We start from the raw sequence: 15,612 nt of genomic DNA on the forward strand, positions 1-15,612 counted from the left end.
GGCGGCTCAGCACTTGCCGCAGTCCAGTCGGCAGGAGTCGGCGCGCTGATCCTTGCCGCACGACTCCGTGGACTGGCACACGCCATCGCCGCACGTGTAGACGTCCTGCGGGCGGATGCGCGTGGTGATCGTCCGGTAGCTCACGCCCTTGTAGGTGCAGCGCGCGAAGGCCGAGCCGGTGGCGTCCGGCTGGCAGATGGCGTGGCAGGTGCCCACGTGCTTGAGGGGCGGGCACGCGTGAGGCCCTCCCAGCGCGCAGGCGCGCGGGCTGCTCTGGGAAGGCGAGAACATGCCCTGATCATTGCCCACGAACAGGCCCTCCTGGGTGAAGAGGTTGCCGAAGAAGCACCCCTCCCGGATGGTGTGGCTGGCCTGCTCCCCGGCGCTCACGGGGATGGGGACACCCGGGGCGGTGGTGCCCCGCAGGGACACGAGCACCGAGGCGCCGTACTTGTTGGTGAGCGCCCCCAGGCACGCGCTCACGGTCTGCTGCTCCTCCAGCGTGATGGTGCCCCCCGAGGACCAGCCCGGCGCGAGGCCCAGGTTGCCCGCCCACGCGTACGCCCGCCGTCCATCCCAGAAGTAGCGGTACTGCCCCTCGGGCACGGCGCAGCGCACCAGGTACTTCATGAAGGTGGCCGACTCCTCGGGGTGCTGGTTGAACCAGCCGAAGAAGTCCCGGTGGGCGAGGCCATTGAACGCCAGCCCGTTGAAGGCCAGTCCGTTGAAGGCCAGGCCATTGAACGCCAGCCCATTGAACGCCAGCCCGTTGTCCTCCTCCAGTGCCTGACCGACCTCGCCCCAGGACCCGGAGTCCTCGGGTGCGCCGTCCTCTACCGGGCCACACCCCACGGCGAGCGACAACACGAACGCACCAGCGAGCCTCATCTTCTTCATGGCCTACCTCCTGGGTGACGGGTGAACAGGGTGCGCCCAAGACTCCGGCCAGTGGGCAACGTCACGCGTCAAAACTGGGGTTCCGGGGTTGACTCAGGTAGTGAGGAATTGAGGCTTTTGGGAGGGACTGTCGCCCGCTCGACGGTTCGCGCCGGGGCCCGGGCGGGAGCCCGGACGTCGAACGATGGACGGAGGACGGAGGCCTGGGTCCCGGGTGCATGGTGGCCCCCTCGGTGGACGTGGTATGTCTGTGTGTCCCTTGTCTCCGAAACTCTCTCCGACCGCCCCGATCCCCGGCAGTCCGACGACGCCGGATCCCCTGCACGGCAGCTTCCGCAGCTCGCGCAACCGGGCCCACGCCGAGGACGCCGAGCGCCGAGCCCGGAGCCTCTTCGCGGACACCCAGGTCACGCGGCTGCTCGAGGCGCCCCCGGCCCGCCCCACCCACGTGTCCCGGGCGCGCGACATCTTCGTCAACCGCAACCTGCGCATGTCGGGCATCGAGCTGGTCGGCTTCGACATGGACTACACGCTGGCCATCTACCACATGCGCCGGCTCGAGCAGCTCGCCTATGACATGACGCTCGCCAAGCTCATCTGCGAGCGCGGCTACCCGTCCGTCATCGGCCACCTGCAGTACGACCACCACTTCGTCATGCGCGGGCTCGCCGTGGACAAGACCAACGGCAACCTGTTGAAGATGGATCGCTTCGGCTACGTGGGTCGGGCGTGGCACGGCCTGCGGCCCCTGCAGCGCGAGACCTGGCACGCGCTCTACCGCAACCAGCGCGTGCGGCTGAAGGATCCGCGCTTCGCGTGGATCGACACGCTCTTCGCCCTGCCCGAGGCGTGGCTGTTCGCGGGCATCATCGAGCTGCTCGAGTCGCTCGGGCAGCGCGTGGACTACGGCCGGCTGTACGACGACATCCGCGACGCCATCGACGCCGTGCACCGCGACAACTCGCTCAAGCGCGAGGTGCGCAAGGATCTGCCGCGCTACATCTTCCAGGATCCGGAGCTGGGCCCGGCGCTGCACAAGCTGCGCTCGGGGGGCAAGCGGCTGTTCCTGTTGACCAACTCCGCGTGGGACTACACGGACGCGGTGATGCGCTACCTCTTGGACGGCCAGACGCCGGAGTACGCGAGCTGGCGCAACTACTTCGACTACGTGGTGACGCTGGCGGCCAAGCCCGCCTTCTTCGCCGAGCAGCGGCCCTTCCTGGAGCTGGAGGTGGCCGGCCCCGGCGAGGAGGCCCAGGTGCTGGGCGAGGCCACGAGCCTGGAGCGCGGCAAGGTGTACCAGGGCGGCAACCTGCGGCAGTTCGAGCAGTTCACCCGCCGCGCGGGCGAGTGCATCCTCTACGTGGGCGACCACATCTACGGCGACATCCTCAAGTCCAAGAAGACGTCGCTGTGGCGCACGTGCATGGTGGTGCAGGAGATCGAGGACGAGCTCACCTACACGGAAGGCCAGCGCGAGCGCATCTCGGAGCTGAGCGAGGTGGAGCTCACGCGCGAGCGGCTGGACGAGGCGGTGGCGGACCACAAGGGCCAGCTCAACGCCCTGGACCGCAAGCTGGAGCGCGGAGGGCTCACGCCCGAGGCGCTGGCGGAGGTGGAGGAGGAGCGGCGGCGGGTGAAGGCGGAGCTGGACAAGCTGCGCTGGGCGCTGCGCGAGGCCACGGACATCGCCGACACGCTGGAGCGCGAGGTGGAGGAAGGCTTCAACCCGTACTGGGGCCTGCTCTTCAAGGAAGGCAGCGAGAACAGCCGCTTCGGCGAGCAGGTGGAGCGCTACGCGTGCCTGTACACGAGCCGGGTGTCCAACTTCCTCTATGACTCGCCCTTGCAGTACTACCGCTCGCCGCGCGACCTGATGCCCCACGAGCAGGCCGGAGCCTGGAGCGCGAAGCTGTCCCCCGAGGGCAGCGAGAGCCCCGCCCCGGGTGACGGCTGAGCCGCGCCGGGCCCCTCGCCTTCAGGGCGTGACGGAGCGCCGCTCGGGCTTCTTCGCGCGCACGGGCACGTAGCACTTGCCCTGGTGCTCGGCGGTCTCCTGGCAAGGGGGCTTCTCTGGTGTCTCGATCCAACAGCCCCCGCGAATTTCCACGGAGCCGCCGCCTACACAGGGAGGTTTCATCTGCTCGGCAAAGGCGACCGCGGGCATGGGGTAGCCGATGACGGGGCCGCCCTCTGCCAGGTCGCTCCAGAGCGTGGAGGGGATTCGCGAGCTCTCGGACACGAGCGTTCCTCCAGTCGAGGGGTCCAGGACACGGGGCCAGAACACCAGGAACACGAGCAGGAGCGCGCCCGCCGCGAGCGCGCCCGTCCTCAGGTGTCTCCAGCCTTGGAGTCCGCGACGTGAGGGGGACTGGGTGAACGCCTCGTTCGCCTCCCGCTGGTCCTCGATGCTGGCCACCGCCCCCGCGAGCCGGATGAAGCCCAGGTTCATGTCGCTGAGGGCCCGGGCACTCGCCGGAGGCGGGCACTCCAGTTCCGTGGCGAGGAAGGGCGGACTGCGTTGGGAGACGACACGCACGCTCCAGTCGCCGCGCGGCGTCCAGGTGCCCTGGGCCTCCGGCACGAGCACGAGCGCGGGACGGCCCGTGTCCACGTGGCGCGCGGCGTAGAGCTGACCGTCGGACTCGTCGAAGTCCGGGTAGCGCCTGTCGAGGAAATACGGCCCGAGTCTGCAACCCGTCCAATCGCGGCTGTCGCCCATGTGTCCCCTTCCACGAGGTGAGGGGGCGCAGCCTACTGCGGACGTCACGTGAGGAGAACAGCCGCGACAGGGGGGACACCGGGTGTCAGCGCCGCCGGGGCAGGCGCATTACGGTCCACGTAACTGGGGCAAGCTCACGACCCCGGGGGCGGGCTGTCGAGGCCCCTTAGCTGTTCCTCGGCCATCTCGCGGTACAGCGGCACGACCTCCACGGCGAGCACGTCACGCATCTGCTGGCGGGCGCCTTCGGGATTCCCAGCGTCCCGAAGGCTCGTCATCCGGTACATCGAGCGGAGGAACCGGCTTTGGGCCTTCCGGAAGCGAGCGAGGACAATCCCCATCAGGGCCTCGGCGCCTTCCGGGCTCTTCAGGGCCTCTTCCGTCTCGGTCTCGCTGATAGCTGCCGTGGGGGCGGTCTGACGAACAAGGGCGCGCAAGTCGTCGGTGATTTCCAGGGGGTGACCCTGCTGGATGCGTTGCACGAGAACGGCGAGTTGTTGCCGGTCGTGAAGGTCCGGATTGATCCGCCCGGTTGCGAGCACCTCGGCAAGTCCCGTCAATTCGTCCAGCAGGATTTCGGCCTGCTCCCGGTAGAGGGGGACAACCTCCACGGAGAGCAGGTCACGAATGACTTGCTGTGCACCGTTCAGGTCCCCTTTCTCTTGAAGTTCCTCCACCCGGTCTCGGGTCCTGCCAAGTCGCCGCGACCCCTCCAGGATGCGCTGGCGAATCTCTCTTAACAGCGTCGTTGCCGTGGGCAGACTGCGCAGCGCATCTTCCGCGTCCTGTTGGCTGATGGCCACCTCTTGGGCGCTCGTGAGCAATAGGGCTCGGGCATCATCCGAAACCTCCAGGGGCTCATTGCGTTCTAGGACCCTTCGAGCCAAATCCCGAAGGCGGTTCCAGTTGATTTCGTCGGACACGATTCCTCGCCTCATTTCCGGGCTTTGCACATCTTGTCGGGCCATTCTTGCTGCCCCTCACACAAGCGCATGCAGTCGTGGCAATTGCCCGTCCATCTACGATCCTGGCACCGGTTGAAGTTGCGGATGCAGTTCTGTTTCCACTCGGGCAAGGACGCGTTGTTGGAGTAGTCGTCATCGTCAGCATCGGCGCGCACAGCCCTGAGCACCTGATCAACCTCGGATGGCGTGGCTCCACAAGCGCCCACCGGGTCTTGAGGGTGCTTCTTGATGCAACAGGTCATTGTTGAGTCACCTGGGCGGCAGTCCACCGTGGCCGCTTGCGCCAGGATCATGGGACGGCTCGACGTGTAGGTATTGGTGACATACATGCCACCGGAGAAGGCGTAATGCGCCCTACCAGCCGCGCAACCGGACGTGAGGACCCCCCAAAGCAGGGCCCCGATAACGTAGAGACAGGAAGTCGAGCTTTCCATGCTTACAAGGCTAGACCAGTTAATTAGGGGAGGCCAGCCGGAGCCAGGGCGCAAGGGCCTGGCCGCCGCTCTCCGTGCGCACTGGGGGAGGTGTCAGGGCGTGACGGAGCGCCGCTCGGGCTTCTTCGCGCGCACGGGCACGTAGCACTTGCCCTCATGCTCGGCGAAGTCTCCGCAGGGGGGCTCCTGTCGGAGTTCAGCCCAACAGCCCCCTCGAACCTCCACGTAGCCGCCGGTTCCACAGGGAGGTTTCATCTGCTCGGGATATGCGACCGGAGGCATGGGATAGCCAACGACGGCCCCCCGCTCCGCTTGGTCGGTCCAGACCGTGGGTTGGGTTCGCGGGCTCTCGGACAAGAGCGGTTCTCCAGTCGAGGGAGCCAGGACACGAGGCCAGAGCACCAGGAGCACCAGCAGGAGCGCGCCCGCCACGAGCGCGCCCGTCCTCAGGTATCTCCAGCCTTGGAGTCCACGAAGTGAGGGGGCTTGGGTAAACGCCTCATTCGCCTCCCGCTGGTCCTCGACACTCGCCACCGCCCCCGCGAGCCGGATGAAGCCCAGGTTCATGTCACTGAGGGCTCGGGCACTCGCCGGAGGCGGGCACTCCAGCTCCGTGGCGAGGAAGGGCGGCGTGCTCTGGGAGACGACACGCACGCTCCAGTCGCCGCGCGGCGTCCAGGTGCCCTGGGCCTCCGGCACGAGCACAAGCGCGGGGCGGCCCGTGTCCGCGTGGCGCGCGGCGTAGAGCTGGCCGTCGGACTCGTCGAAGTCCGGGTAGCGCCTGTCGAGGAAATACTGCCCGAGTCTGCAACCCGTCCAATCGCGACTGTCGCCCATGTGTCCCCTTCCAAGAGGTGAGGGGGCGAATCCTACTGCGGACGTCACGTGAGGAGAACAGCCACGACAGGGGGACGCCGGAATGGGCTCGCCCTGACGGCGGAGGCCCATCCGTCCCTCAGAAGTCCTGTGGGTCGGTCCATTCGAAGTCTTCCTCTCGCCAATCCTGGCGAGAGTTCAGCCTGTCACCCAGTCTCGTGAGGAGATCCTGGAGGGCCTCTCCTTCTGTCCGTCCGAGTCCTGCCTCTCCGTCGGAAACACCCTGGTCATTCCGTACACTCACATTGGCCACCGCGAGGAATCCTCCGGAGGCATCCTCGAGAACCTTGATCTTGTATTTGGTCCAGGGAACACCGCGCATGTCGCGGATCTCGAAGACGTTGACCACCCGGGAGATGCTCGTGGCACACCGCAGGTTGATTGCCCTCCAATCCATCTGAGTTCTCCCTTCTGCTTTGACTGCTCCGCTAGGTGCTCGCACGGCTCGAGTGGAGTGAGGAGGCGACCCTCCTCAACTCGCCCTTGCCCAGGTGAGAAGAGCAGCCGCGACAGGGGGGACACCGGGCGTCAGCGCCGTCGGGGCAGGCGCACGGTGAAGACGGTGCCCTCGTCCTTGGAGGAGGACACGGTGATGCGTCCTCCATGCGCCTCCACGATGCTCCGGACGATGTAGAGCCCCAACCCCACGCTGCGACCCTGCTTGTCCACCTCGGCGGTGCCGCGCTGCATCGGCTCGAAGAGGCGCACGCGCAGGTCCTCCGGAATGGGCTCGCCCTGGTTGGCGACGCTCAGGCTCATCCCCCCGCCCTCCGCGCGCGTGCGCACCCGCACGACACTGTCCTCGGGACTGTACTTGAGGGCGTTGACCACCAGGTTCTGCACCACCTGGGCGAGCCGGTCCGGGTCCCACTCTCCCCTCCCCTCGCCCTCGTGCCGCACCTCCAGTTGGCGCGTGGGATGGGCCGCCTCCACCTCCTCCAGCACACCCCGCGTCAGCTCGTGCAGGTCCGCCGCCCGGGGCACGATGGGAATGCCGCCGCCGAGCCGCGCCTGGGTGAAGTCCAGGAGGTCCTTCACCATGCGCGTGGCGCGCTCGGCGCTGGACTGGATGCGCAGGAGGGCCCGCGTGGCGCGCTCGTCCAGCACCTCGCGCCGGGTGAGCGCCGTGGTGCCCAGGAGGATGGCGCTCAGGGGGTTGCGCAAGTCGTGGCTGACGATGCCGATGAGCTGCTGCTCGAAGTCCGCGCGCGTGCGCAGCTCCGTCTCGGTCTGCTTGCGCGCGGTGATGTCCAGGACGACGCCCGCCAGCACCCTGCGTCCCCGCGCATCGCGCAGCCGCCGGCCCCGGCACTCCAGCCAGCGCGGTGCCGGGGCGTCCGGCGCCAGGACACGGAAGGCCGCGAAGAACACCCCGTCACGCGTGTCGGACAGGGACTCGGCCATCGCCTGGAGGACCTGCTCGCGCTGCTCGGGGTGCACGCGCGCGAGCGCCTCGTCCAGGGTCGAGGGCGCACCCTCCGGGAGCCCCAGCAGCCCCGACACCCGCGCATCCACCCGGATGCTCCGCGTGTCGGGCTCGAACTCCCAGAGTCCCGTGCCCGAGGCCTCCAGCACCTGCCGCAGTTGCTCCAGCAGGCGCTCGCGCTCGGTCCGCGCCTGGGAGGTCCGCACCAGGATCTCCACGCGCGCCAGCAGCTCCCGGGCCGCGAAGGGCTTGGTCAGGTAGTCGTCCACGCCGGACTGGAGACCCTCCACCGTGGCTTCCTCGCCCGCGCGCGCGGAGACGAGCAGGATGGGGACCGGCGCCGTGCGGGGATCCGCCCGGAGCGCGCGTACCAGGGCGAAGCCATCCAGGCCGGGCATCATCACGTCCGACACCACCACGTCCGGAGGCCGGGCCCGCGCCGCGTCGAGCGCGGCCTGGCCGTCCGCCACGGCCTCCACGGTGAAGCGGCTCGACAGGAGCCGGGCCATGTACTCGCGCATGTCCGCGTTGTCGTCCGCCAGGAGCACGTGGCCGTGGGTCGCCTCGGCGCGGGGGCGCGCCTCGGGGGCGTGCGCCAACCACTGCTCGGCCTCATGCACGAAGGCCGCCGGGCCCTGGGCGGGTGAGCGCCGCCGGCTCGGGTCTGGCGCGAAGGCCGCCGCGGGCCGCCCGGTGGGCAGCCACACCCGGAACGTACTGCCCTCCCCCGGCACGCTCTCCACCGTCACGTCGCCGCCCTGCAGCCGCGCCAGCTCGCGCACCAGGGACAAGCCAATGCCGCTGCCCTCGTCACTGCGGCCCCGGGCGTCCCGCACCCGGTGGAAGCGCTCGAAGATGCGCGTCCGCTCCTCCGCGGGAATGCCCGTGCCCGTGTCCCGCACGGACAGCGCCACGCCCCCCTCGCGCTCGCGCAGGCTCACGGCGATCTCCCCCTGGAGCGTGAACTTGAAGGCGTTGGAGACGAGGTTGAGCACGACCTTTTCCCACATGTCCGGGTCCACCCAGACGGGTCCGGACAAGGGCGGGCAGTCCACCACCAGGCGCAGGCCCGCCGTGGCCATCACCGAGTCGAAGGCCCCCGCCAGGCCCGAGGTGAGCGCCGCCAGCTCCGTGGGCTCCTGGCGGGGCACGGCGGAGGTCGCCCCCAGGCGGCTGAAGTCCAGCAGGGTGTTGACGAGCTTGAGCAGCCGCAGCGCGTTGCGGTGCACGCGCTCCAGCTCCACCCCGCCGAGGGCCCGCTCGGGCGAGGCGAGTGCGTTCTCGGTGGGCCCGAGCAGGAGCGTCAGCGGCGTGCGGAACTCGTGGCTCACGTTGGAGAAGAAGGCCGTCTTGGCCTGGTCCAGCGCGGCGAGCGCCTCGGCGCGCTGCTTCTCCTGCTCGTGGGTGAGGGCGCGCACCGCGTCGGCGGCGAGCTGGCTGGCGAGCAGTTGGAGGAAGTCGCGAGAGGCCTCGTCCAGGGGCAGCCGGGGACTGAGCCCCACCGCGAGCACGGCGTCCGGTATGTCGCCCTCGAGCGTCAGGGGCAGGAGCAGCGCGGCGCGCACCGGCTCCGGCCAGGGTCCCGCCCGGAGCCCCTCGGGCAGCGCGACCTGACGGGCCTCGCCCGAGCGCAGCACGTCCCCCAGGGGCCAGGGGGACGCCTCCACCACGTCCAGGGCCTCCGCCGTCAGGCCCGCGCGCAAGAGCAGCTGGGGACCGGAGTCCTCCGCGCGGTAGAGCAGCGCGAAGGGCACGTCCGCGCCGTTGCGCTCGAGCACCTCCTGGGCGCCGAGCAGGACGGCCCGGAGCGTCTGGGCGGACGCGACGCGGATGGACAGCTCGCGCAGCGTCTTGAAGCGCCGCTCGCCGAGCACCTGCCGGGTCGTCTCGGTCACGAAGTCGAAGACGCCGACGACCTGGCCGTGCTCGTCGCGCAGGGGCGTATAGGCGAAGGTGAAGTAGGCCTCCTCCACGAAGCCCTGGCGGTTCATGAAGTAGGGCTGGTTCTCCTGGTACACCGCGCGCCCCGTGCCCATTACCCCGTCGAACAGGGGGTGCAGCGCGTCCCAGAGCTCCGCGAAGACCTCGCGCGCGGGCACCCCGAGGCCGCCGGGATGCTTGGCCCCGTAGATGGGGAGCATGCCGTCGTTGTAGAGCACGACGAGGTCGGGGCCCCAGAAGAAGGCCGTCGGGGTCGGCGAGGCGAGCATCAGGCCCACCGCGGAGCGCAGGGCGGGCGGCCAGGTCTCCACGGGCCCCAGGGTCGTGCGGCTCCAGTCCAGGGCCCGCAGGATCGCGCCCGTCTCGCCGCCCCCCACCAGCACCTGCTCCCGCTCGCTCACGACCCGTCTCCTTTCGCTGTGTCCGGGGGGGCGGCAGGGGCAGCCTCACGGTGAACGTGGCCCCCCCACCGGGTGTGTCGCCGACCTCCAGGGTGCCGCCATGCGCCTCCGCCACGCGCCGCGACACCCACAGCCCCAGGCCAAGCCCCCCGTAGCGTCGCGCGGACTCGGCCCGTGCGAAGCGCTGGAAGATGCGCTCGCGCTGCTCGGGTTTCACCCCGATGCCATGGTCCACCACCTCCAGGACGGCCCATGCGCCCTCGCGCCGCAGCCGCACCGCCACGGGCCTGCCCGGGCCATACCGAATGGCATTGGACAGGAGGTGGCGCACGAGCTGGCCCAGGCGCGGCGCGTCGAAGTCCCCCACCAGTCCCGGCGCCAGCGCGAGCACGAGCGCGCAGTCCCGCCGCGTGAGCTCCTCGCGCGAGCGGCCCGCCTCGTCGGCCACGATCGCCGCCAGCTCCACCCGCCCGCGCTGGGGCTGGAGCTGGCCGGTGGCCAGCTGCGACACGTCCAGCATCTCCTCCACGAGCGCCGCCAGCCGCTGGGTCTGCCGCTGCATGGCGAGCAGCCGCTCGGCCGAGTCCGCATAGACGTCGGCCGGCAGCGCGCGCGCGTGGGTCTCCAGTTGCAAGCGCAGGACGGTGAGGGGCGTCTTGAGCTCGTGACTGGCCACGGAGAGGAAGTCGTCGCGGGACTGCACGGCCTCCTCCAGGCCCGACTGCCGTGCCTGGTGCGCGATGGCCTCCCGGCGTACCCGCGCCAGCTCCAGGTGCGAGCGCACCCGGGCGAGCAGCTCACGCGCGCTGAAGGGCTTGACGAGGTAGTCGTCCGCGCCCGCCTCCAATCCCTCCACGGCGGCCTCCTCGCCCGCGCGCGCCGACAGCAGCAGGAAGGGCACGCCCTGCAGCGCGGCGCTCGCGCGCACCTCACGCAGGAGGCCAAAGCCCCCAAGCCGGGGCATCATCACGTCCGAGACGATGAGGTCCGGAGCGTGGGCCCGGGCGGACTCGAGCGCCGCGAGCCCGTCCTCCGCCGGCTCCACCTCGAAGCCGGGCGCGAGAATGCCCGTCACGTAGGCGCGCATGTCCGCGTTGTCGTCCACGACAAGGACGCGCGCACGAGGGCCCGGCGTGGAAGCCGGGGCCGGGGCCTCCTGCCCGCGCAACCACCCCTGGGCTTCCTCGACATAGGGCGCCGCGCGCGTGCCCGTGTCGCTCCCGTCCACGCCCTCGTGGACCCGCTCGCGCGGCAGATGCTCGGAGCCCAGGGGGACTCGCACGGTGAAGGTGCTGCCCTCGCCCAGGACGCTGTGCGCCGAGGCGGCCCCGCCGTGCAACCGCGCCAGCTCTTGCACCAGAGCGAGCCCGATGCCACTGCCCTCGTGGCTGCGCGCCCGCGCGCCTTCCACCCGGTGGAAGCGCTCGAAGAGGTGCGACAGCGCGGACTCGGGGATGCCCGTGCCCGTGTCTCGCACCCGGAGCACGGCGTGGCCGGACTCCTCGCGCAGGCAGACGGTGAGGCCTCCCTCGAAGGTGTACTTGAGCGCGTTGGACAGCAGGTTGAAGACAATCTTCTCCCACGCCTCGCGGTCCACCCAGACAGGCGAGGACAAGGGCGGACAGTCCACCGTGAGCACGAGCCCCGCGCGCCGGGCCGCGGACTCGAAGTGGCTCACCAGCTCGGCGGTGTACGAGGACAGCTCCGTGGGCCGGTAGGCCACCTGGGCGCGGCCGGCCTCCAGGCGGCTGAAGTCCAGCAGGCTGTTGACCAGCTTGAAGAGGCGCGTGGCATTGCGCTGCACGAGCGACAGGCGCTCGCGCTGCTCGGGCGGCAGGCGCCCCGGGCCCTCGGACAGCGCGTCCTCCAGGGGCCCGAGCATGAGGGTCAGCGGCGTGCGGAACTCGTGGCTCACATTGGAGAAGAAGGCCGTCTTGGAGCGGTCCAGCTCGGCGAGCGCCTCGGCGCGCTTCTTCTCCTCCTCGAGCGCCCGGACGCGCATCACGTCCGCGACCACCTGACGCGAGAGCAACTGGAGGAAATCGCGATAGGGCGCGTCCAGGGGCAACCGGGGGCTGAGTCCCGTCACCAGCACCGCATCCGGCGCCCCACCGCCCGTGAGCGACAGGCGCACGAGCAGCGCGCGGCGGGTGGGCTCCGGCCAGGGCCTCGCGGCGATCACTCCCCCACGGGCCTCCACGTCCTCGACGAGCCGCGCCTCGCTCGAGCCCAGGACCTCCGCGAGCGGCCAGGGCGAGGCGCCTTCCCCGAGCGCTACCTCCCGGGGCGCCGCGGGGCTGCCCTCCTCCACTCCGGTGTGGAGCAGGAGCCGGGCCCGGTCTTCCTTCACCGCGTAGAGCAGCGCGAAGGGCACGTCCGCGCTGTTCTGGGCGAGCACCTCGCTGGCCGCGCTCAGCACGCCCTGCACATCCGTGGCCCTGGCGGTGCGGATGGACAGCTCGCGCACGGCGTTGAAGCGCCGCGCGCCGAGCACCTGGCGGGTCGTCTCCGTCACGATGGTGAAGATGCCCGCCAGTTCGCCCCGCTCATCGCGCGTGGGCACGAAGGACCAAGAGAAGTAGCACTCTTCCAGGAATCCCTGGCGCGAGAGGAAGATGAGGCCGTCCTGGATGTACGCGGCGATCGGGCGGGTGCGGGCGCTTTCGAGCAGGGGCGCGAGGGTGTCCCAGGTCTCGGCGAAGACGCGCTCCACCGTCTGGCCCAGGGCCCAGGGGTGTTTGTCCCCGATGAACGGCCGGTAGGCGGTGTTGTAGAGGAGGACGCGCCCGGCGGACTCCGACCCCCAATACAGGCAGATGGGATAGGGCGAGGCGAGCATCGTGCTGACCGAGACGCGCAAGGCGGCGGACCAGCCCTCCACGGGCCCCAGCGGCGTCCGGCTCCAGTCCATGGAGCGCATGAACTCGCCCATCTCCCCTCCGCCCGCGAGGATTCGCTCCTGCTCGGTCATGGGCATTTCCTACGCCGGCCCTGGGTGCCGCGGAGTTGGGAGTCGGTGGGGCACGAGCTCAGGTGGGGCCTCCTCTACCAGGAAGGTTATAACGTCGGGTCTTGGATGCATCCGCGAGGGGAAACTCCCGGGTACCTCCGCCAAGGATTCCGCGCACGCCCGCTCGCCGACACGGCACCGGGACTCCCCGCTCAGAAACCATCCGAGGGAATCAACTTCATGGAGGGGGGGGTGCTCCTTGGGAAGGTCCCACGTGATCTGCTGGAGAGGAAGGCAATCTGCCGGGGTTCGAGGGAGCGCCGCTCGGGCTTCTTCGCGCGCACGGGCGCGTAACACGTGCCCTCGTACTCGGCGGTCTCCCGGCGAGGAGGGTCCTGTCGGGTCTCGACCCAACATCCCCCTCCGTGTCTAACGAGGCGCGAGCGCGGCGGCGCGGCCCCAGATGAGCGAGGTGTAGCGCGAGCCGGGCTCGGCCTGGAGGCCGAGCTTCTTCAAGTCCTCCGAGTGCTTGGAGCCCTTCACCACCACCCAGCGCCGGGCCACGCGGCGGGCCTCCTCGAGGACGTCGGGGGTGAGGGGGGCGTGCTCGGCGTAGCGGCGGAGCATCTCGAAGGCGGGCTGGGCCTTCTTGGGCTTCTCGAACATGGGGTCGAAGCAGACGACGTCGAAGGAGCCCGAGGGCAGCGCGCGCAGGTACGCGTGGGCGTCGGCGTGCAGGGATTCGATCCGGCAGGAGGCGGGGCCGGAGTCGTAGGCGGCGAGCCCTTGGGACACGATGGCGAACAGGGGGAGGCTCTTCTCCAGGGCCACCACCCTGCCCTCCGGACCCACGGCGAGCGAGGCCACCAGGGCGTCCTGGCCCAGGCCCAGGGTGCAGTCGAGGACCTGGTCCCCGGGACGCATCTCGCTCACGCGCAGGAGGGCGTCATCGCGCTGACCCTCGCTCAGCCGCATGCGGCGCAGGTGGGCCATGCCGGGGTTGAAGGAGAAGGCGCCCTCGGCGTCGGCGAGTGTCACGCCCTCGTGCTCGAAGACGAGCAGGGCCTCGGCGACGGACTGGAGCAAGGCGCCCAGGGGCTGCTTCTTGCGGCGCGGGACGAACGGCAGGCCCAGGGCGCGCGCGGCCTCGCGGGCCTGGCGCACGAGGGACTCGTCGGGCTGGCCGCTGGTGGTGACGCCCAGGGGGAGGCGCGGAGGAGCCGTCATGCGACGAAGAGACGCTGGAACCAGGAGACGAAGGCCAATGCCTGGGGTGAGTCGTGGCCGAGCAGACGGGCCGTGAGCGCGGTGCCGAAGGGGAGTCCTGGGTCCGTCTGCCACGCCAGCCACGTGTGGATGCGGCCCTTGATCTGGTCCTTCTGCGCGAGGGCTCCACCCAGTGACCGCGCCTTCACCGTGGCCTCCTCCGCGTAGGCCCAGCAGGGATCGTTCGCGGGCACCAGATTGCCCAGGAAGTCTTCCAGAATCCCCGGCTGCTGGTTGTCGGGCATGAGCCAGATGCCCAGCCGAGAGAGCTTGAGATCCGGGCGAGGGAGAATATCGACCACGGTCCCCTCAGAGGCCGGAGACACCGGTAGGTCGATTCTCAAGTGCGAGAAGCAGTCCCGGAGCTGCTGCCACCGTGGCTTCACATCAAGGTCCGCATCGAGCACCAGACCCATGCGCGAGAGGCTCTTGGCGCCGGTGGACAGGTTGGCCGAATCGAGCAGTTTGCTCACCCCCTGCATGTCCTCGACGTGCGGTCGAGTCGACCTGGCGTCGTCCCAGTCGTAGCCATGCCGCTTCATCAGCCCCAGGAGCGCGTGCTTGTCATCGGGTCCCTCGACCATCAGCCGGTAGGGGCTGTTCTTCGGGGGTGGCATTACCGCACCTCGACCTGATGACGGGCGGCGGAGAGGATCTCGTCGGCCGAGTAGCGGATGCTGGCCGCGGCGCCCTTCTCGATGCGGTGGAGCGAGATGTCGTTCCGCACGTCCGGCTCGCTCTCGTAGAGGCCCGCGAGCGCCTGGATGCAGTCGAGGCTGTGACTGGTGGCGAAGACCTGGACGTTCAACCGCCGGGCGGTCTCGACCACGAGCTTCCACATCTTCACCATGACCGAGTAGTGAAGGCCCGTATCGATCTCATCGATGAGAAGGTAGCCGCCCTCCGACTCGACGAGATTCAAAATCAAGAAGAGAAGACGCGAGATTCCCTCGCCCATACTGCCAAGAGGGAAGCGTCGATCCGATTGTCGGAGTTTGACGAACATCCCAACCGGGCCTCGACCCGAACTGGAGAGCCAGGCCAGCCGCTCGATATCGGGTTGGATGATCTGAAGTGCCTCGATTGCCTTGGGCTCCTCCGGTGTCAACATCACCGTGTCCCACATCCACCCAAGAACCTGCGGAGGGACAGGACGCGTTCCGATGAAGTACACCGCCGAGGTATCGAACGCGTCGTTCTCCGACGGCGGCGACATGAATGCGAGTTGTGGTGGACGACGTGATTCGGAAAGTTCGAGCGGAAGGCTGAACCTGCGAGACCCAGGTTGAGATGTCACCGTGACTTCAATGGTCGACATCCCCGAACTCAACCCGTGAGGAGCCGGAATCGCCCCAACGCTCGCAATGGAGCAAGACGTCGAAATGGGGCCAGGCACGAGTTCGCCTTCGAGAGTGAACGTGGCTCCAACCGAGGTCTGACCACCACGAAACAACTGTCCTAGATCAAGGTACGTCTCGTCGTTGTCTTCGCCCCGAGAGGGAGGCATGTATTCGCCTCGACGTCTCGGGCCTTTCGTGAGGACAACGGGCTCAGTCCGGGCGAGCAGCAGAATCTCGATCGCCTCCAGCACCGACGTCTTCCCCGCGTTGTTCTCCCCCACCAGCAGGTTGACGCGCGTCAACCCCTCCATCGACAGCGAGGAGAGGTTGCGGAATCCGGTGACGTTCAGGGACTTCAGCATGGGCACCCACGAGGATACGGCACGCCGCCGCC

At 69.5% G+C, this 15,612-nt stretch carries 12 protein-coding genes and 2 pseudogenes; 3 read left to right on the forward strand and 11 right to left on the reverse strand.

Annotated features, from left to right (window positions below):
- Positions 1-6: 6 nt before the first annotated feature.
- On the reverse strand, positions 7-897 hold the full coding sequence (locus tag I3V78_RS23670) for a hypothetical protein (protein WP_204490715.1): 891 nt from the start codon (positions 895-897) through the stop codon (positions 7-9).
- A gap of 244 nt (positions 898-1,141) precedes the next feature.
- Between I3V78_RS23670 and I3V78_RS23675 the strand changes: the two genes are divergently transcribed.
- A complete protein-coding gene (locus tag I3V78_RS23675; protein ID WP_204490716.1) occupies positions 1,142-2,854 on the forward strand; it encodes an HAD-IG family 5'-nucleotidase in 1,713 nt (570 codons plus the stop codon).
- A gap of 21 nt (positions 2,855-2,875) precedes the next feature.
- On the opposite strand, the gene I3V78_RS23680 is transcribed toward I3V78_RS23675, so the two are convergent.
- The 6 genes and pseudogenes from I3V78_RS23680 to I3V78_RS39430 all read right to left on the reverse strand — a co-directional run.
- Entirely contained in the window at positions 2,876-3,619 is a 744-nt protein-coding gene (locus tag I3V78_RS23680) for a protein kinase (RefSeq protein WP_204490717.1), read from the reverse strand.
- A 134-nt stretch (positions 3,620-3,753) separates the two neighbouring features.
- Positions 3,754-4,542 (reverse strand): DUSAM domain-containing protein, encoded by a 789-nt coding sequence (locus I3V78_RS23685; protein WP_204490718.1) that lies wholly within the window; start codon positions 4,540-4,542, stop codon positions 3,754-3,756.
- Between the two features lie 569 nt (positions 4,543-5,111).
- Entirely contained in the window at positions 5,112-5,855 is a 744-nt protein-coding gene (locus I3V78_RS23690) for a protein kinase (RefSeq protein WP_204490719.1), read from the reverse strand.
- Between the two features lie 118 nt (positions 5,856-5,973).
- Entirely contained in the window at positions 5,974-6,291 is a 318-nt protein-coding gene (locus I3V78_RS23695) for a hypothetical protein (protein ID WP_204490720.1), read from the reverse strand.
- A 131-nt stretch (positions 6,292-6,422) separates the two neighbouring features.
- Entirely contained in the window at positions 6,423-9,662 is a 3,240-nt protein-coding gene (locus tag I3V78_RS23700) for an ATP-binding protein (RefSeq protein WP_204490721.1), read from the reverse strand.
- Positions 9,663-9,705: 43 nt separating this feature from the next.
- Positions 9,706-11,292, reverse strand: a pseudogene (locus tag I3V78_RS39430) (ATP-binding response regulator); the annotation flags it as partial.
- Here I3V78_RS39430 and I3V78_RS39435 point away from each other — a divergent pair.
- Positions 11,225-11,380, forward strand: coding sequence for a hypothetical protein (locus tag I3V78_RS39435; protein ID WP_239576552.1), 156 nt, complete (start codon positions 11,225-11,227; stop codon positions 11,378-11,380). The pseudogene I3V78_RS39430 and the gene I3V78_RS39435 overlap by 68 nt on opposite strands.
- Positions 11,381-11,454: 74 nt before the next feature.
- Here I3V78_RS39435 and I3V78_RS40220 read toward each other — a convergent pair.
- Positions 11,455-11,544 (reverse strand): annotated as a pseudogene (locus I3V78_RS40220) (hypothetical protein); the annotation flags it as partial.
- A 13-nt stretch (positions 11,545-11,557) separates the two neighbouring features.
- On the opposite strand from I3V78_RS40220, the gene I3V78_RS40225 reads away from it, so the two are divergent.
- Positions 11,558-11,683, forward strand: a complete 126-nt coding sequence (locus tag I3V78_RS40225) for a hypothetical protein (protein ID WP_338023728.1) — start codon at positions 11,558-11,560, stop codon at positions 11,681-11,683.
- Positions 11,684-13,041: 1,358 nt separating this feature from the next.
- Here I3V78_RS40225 and I3V78_RS23710 read toward each other — a convergent pair.
- Genes I3V78_RS23710 through I3V78_RS23720 form a run of 3 tightly spaced genes read right to left on the reverse strand, consistent with a single transcriptional unit; the run spans position 13,042 to position 15,580 of the window.
- Positions 13,042-13,839, reverse strand: a complete 798-nt coding sequence (locus tag I3V78_RS23710) for a class I SAM-dependent methyltransferase (protein ID WP_204490722.1) — start codon at positions 13,837-13,839, stop codon at positions 13,042-13,044.
- Positions 13,836-14,495: a DUF3226 domain-containing protein gene (locus I3V78_RS23715; RefSeq protein ID WP_204490723.1), complete on the reverse strand. Its 660-nt coding sequence runs from the start codon at positions 14,493-14,495 to the stop codon at positions 13,836-13,838. The genes I3V78_RS23710 and I3V78_RS23715 overlap by 4 nt, the downstream gene beginning before the upstream one ends.
- Positions 14,495-15,580 (reverse strand): AAA family ATPase, encoded by a 1,086-nt coding sequence (locus I3V78_RS23720; RefSeq protein WP_204490724.1) that lies wholly within the window; start codon positions 15,578-15,580, stop codon positions 14,495-14,497. Before I3V78_RS23720 ends, I3V78_RS23715 begins: the two co-directional genes overlap by 1 nt.
- Between the last annotated feature and the right edge of the window lie 32 nt (positions 15,581-15,612).

The sequence above is a fragment of the Archangium primigenium genome (assembly GCF_016904885.1).
GTDB classification, from domain to species: domain Bacteria; phylum Myxococcota; class Myxococcia; order Myxococcales; family Myxococcaceae; genus Cystobacter; species Cystobacter primigenius.